Here is a 3,573-nt window from a genome sequence, read left to right as displayed (position 1 = left end):
GATTGGCACGAATTAGCTTCGCACTACTGAAGTTGGCATTGCTGAGGTTAGCATTACCGAGGTTCCCACCAATCACCTTAACATCACTGAGGTTAGCACCACTCAAGTTCGCACGAATCAAATTAGCACGAATCAGGTTAGCACTACTGAGGTCGGCACCACTAAGGTTTGCATCATTGAAGTCGGCACCACTTAAGTCGGCACCACTCAAGTCTGCACCACTCAAGTCTGCATCACATAGGTTAGCACCACTGAGCTTGGTATCACTGAGGTCCGCATCACTGAGGTTCGCACCCCTCAAGTCTCGACCCACAGCTCCACCACTAGCAATCTCTGCGACTAGACGCCATTTATGATCAAGCTTGCTATTATCTTCATCATCTGAACTTTCGTTCAAAATTTGAATATCTTTAACAGGAAAACCACTTAATTCTTTTAGGTCTTCTGATTTTATCCGAGCTTCAAGCCCTTCGATAGCTTCTTGAAACCCCTCTAAGATTAAGCGGCTTGGTTTGATATCAATAATGTTGATCGTGTATCCTGAAGATTGTTGTAAAATAGATTCAATCAGTTTTGAAGGTTGAACTGAATTTATATCTCCTTCTAATACAAGAACAGCTTTTATTGTTTGACTTTGTCTTTCGATTATAGTCTCTTGGTGCGTCAGGGTTTGACTTTGCTCTACACCCTGCACCGGCTCTGAGCTACTGCCATCAGTTTTGTTTAGTTGTTCTGATGATTTTTCTTCTACTATTCCCGCAATTTCTTTCCAGTCTAGGGTCAATCCCTCGCATATCCGTTTAAATAAATCAAGCTGAATTGGCTCTGATTTCAAAAATTTTGTAACTGTATAGTGACTTATACCTTGTGACTTAGGAAAGTTACTTTTTAGCTCAAACTCTAGCTTTTCCAAAGCTTTTTTCGCTGTTTCGACACCTTTTGAAGAGGCGGCAATAGTTAGTTTTTTAGTTTTATTACCCTGGCTAAACTCTGTCATTGTCTTGCTGATTTAGCATAACTCTAGCATCAGAAGTATTGAACAGAGAATAGGGAATAGGGAATAGGGTAAAAACTAGGAAGTTTGGGGAGGGTGAGGAGAGTGGGAAAAAACAGGGTATTTATAGCATGGTTTTAGCTAATTCAGATCACTCAGTATTTTCACCCTACCCTACAAGGGACGCCAAAGGCTAACAACTTTCAAATTTAAACTTTCAACCTTTAACATTCAACCTTAAACCTCCAAGTTTAAACCTTCAATTTACAACCTTCAACCTTAACCCTTAAACCTTACTAACCTGATCGTAAATAATCAAATATGTACCAATTTGGCATAACAAAATCAGCTGATACCCTTAAACTACAATTAGTCCAAATATAGCCCTGATCATAATTATGAGGTACAGTAAATTTTCTTACCGCTGCTCCCTACTCCCTACTCCAAATAAAAATGCTATAGCTGATAGCTAAAAACTGCTCCCTAAGTCATGAATGATTCAAAAAACGCCATCGATCTATTTGCAGGGGCAGGTGGCCTTTCTCTAGGTTTCCATATGGCTGGGTGGCAGATCACCACAGCAATAGAAATTGATAAGTCTGCTGTTTCCACTTATCGAGAAAACTTTCCTAGCACTAATGTTATTCGCTCCGATGTTCGAGCTATAGACTTTACTCAATTTCAAGGTATTGACCTAGTAGTAGGTTCACCGCCATGTCAACCTTTTTCTGTCCCAAACCAAGAGCGAAATAAACAGTTATCCCGAGCCAAGCCTAAGGATTTAGTTCCAGAATTTATTCGAGCGGTAAGGGATATTCGACCAAAGGCATTTTTAATGGAAACTATGCCTGGGTTGCAAAGGTCTAAAAAAAATCACTATTATCAATGGATTGAGCAGCAGCTTCAAACCCTAGATTATTCAGTTTATGTAGAGGTGTTAGAGGCAGCATCCTATGGAATTCCCCAGTATCGTGAACGTCTATTTTTCGTCGGTTTAGCCACAAAAAATGATTTTACGTTTCCCCGGAAAACCCATGGTTTAGGGACATCTAATCCCTATATTTCATCGGGTTCAGCCTTAACTGATGTTCCTGACTATGAGCCCAATACCACTAAAGTTTCCTATGCCAATAAACCCGTTATTCGTCCTACCCCTTGGACAGCAACTCTAGTCAAAGGTGGGGGAAAACCCATCAATTTCGATGCACCAAGTCCTACCATTACCGCTACTACAGTCGGTTACTGCACCCACATTATTGATCCTGAAGGTGTTTTACTGGTGTATCACCGTCATTTAATGAATGGGGGAAAGCCGAGATCAGGAACAGTTGAAGGGGTAAGACGGCTGACGGTACGGGAATCAGCTAGACTCCAATCCTTTCCTGATCATTTTGTATTCAAAGGTTCTAAAACATCACGATACAGACAGGTTGGTAATGCTGTACCACCACGGTTAGCCAAAGCAGTTGGAGAAGCAATCCATAAAGCCATCTTCCCCTCTGAGGTATCAACGACAAAAGACTTTCAATCCTATTTTGATCAGCTTTGCGACAAATTGCATCTGCGGCTGTAGGGGATAAGAGTGTGGGAGGTGTGGGAAGTGTGGGGAGATACAGTCAACTTAGTTACCCCTACTCCCTACTCCCTACTCCCTTAATGGAGTGTGGGGAGTAGGGAGTAGGGGTAACAACCTGATTTGCGTTTACGTTTGTCCATCAGAAGTTAACGTTTTTTGTTAAGTTAAATTATTAAATATTGAGTTTTTACGTATTATTATTAATATTTTTTTAGAAGCAAGGCTAACATTGCTCTTGCAATCAAGAGGAATCCCAGAAACAGCAGAAGATCTAAAGGCAGGACAAAAAATTTAATGTTTTTTTAAAAATTACTCTAGACCTAGTCGTTGACTTCCTGGGATATACTAGAGATTGCTAGCTAGTCATAGGTAAGTTCGGTTAAAGATCCACAAGTATTAGACCAAATAGTATTAGGCAAAATAGTATTAGGAATGATATCGATAATCGGAGAGCCTTCCTTCTAGAACTCGTATAACTGTTGATAATCCTGGATTAAGGTCAGAGAATTATGCTAGGAATAGATTTACCAGCACAACAAACCAAATTGGATCACGAACCGATTCATGTGATTGGTCAGATTCAGCCTCATGGGGGACTGTTGGTACTGGAAGAGCCTGAGCTAAAAATATTACAAGTTAGCAACAATACCTCTAGGGTTTTGGGAATCCCTGCCGAAGCCATGCTAGAAAAAACCCTAGAAGATGTACTTGACCCATTCCAAGTGGAGAGAATTAAAGCTGGGTTATCTGAGGAAAATCTAGACCTAATCAATCCTACTAAAATTTGGGCGAGGAAAAAAGGCGATGATTACGCAGTCTTTGATGGTGTGTTTCATCGTAACTCAGATGGCTGTCTGATTCTGGAATTAGAACCAGCAGTTTCCCGGGAAACTATCCCATTTTTAAGCTTTTATCATCTAGCAAGAGCCTCCATCAACCAGCTCCAACAAACCTCAAACCTCCGAGATTTTTGTCAGATCATTGTCAAAGAGGTGCGAAAAGT

The 3,573-nt window shown here is 40.7% G+C and carries 3 protein-coding genes; 2 read left to right on the top strand and 1 reads right to left on the bottom strand.

The genetic code is table 11. The features are described 5' to 3' along the window. Window positions 1–997, bottom strand: a 997-nt coding sequence (locus F6K20_RS29315; protein WP_287297047.1) for a pentapeptide repeat-containing protein, incomplete at its 3' end; no start/stop codon positions are given. A 487-nt stretch (window positions 998–1,484) separates the two neighbouring features. On the opposite strand from F6K20_RS29315, the gene F6K20_RS29310 reads away from it, so the two are divergent. After that, the gene (locus F6K20_RS29310; RefSeq protein ID WP_008177580.1) at window positions 1,485–2,567 is read left to right on the top strand and encodes a DNA cytosine methyltransferase; all 1,083 of its coding nucleotides are present in this window, start codon (window positions 1,485–1,487) and stop codon (window positions 2,565–2,567) included. Between the two features lie 512 nt (window positions 2,568–3,079). Next, the coding region (locus tag F6K20_RS29305) for an ATP-binding protein (protein ID WP_502708893.1) at window positions 3,080–3,573 on the top strand (494 nt) is incomplete at its 3' end.

The organism is Moorena sp. SIO2C4 (assembly GCF_010672485.1).
In the GTDB taxonomy this organism is placed as follows: domain Bacteria; phylum Cyanobacteriota; class Cyanobacteriia; order Cyanobacteriales; family Coleofasciculaceae; genus Moorena; species Moorena producens.
The sequence above is the reverse complement of the archived record's forward strand: the minus strand, read 5'-3'. Positions and strand labels throughout refer to the sequence as shown.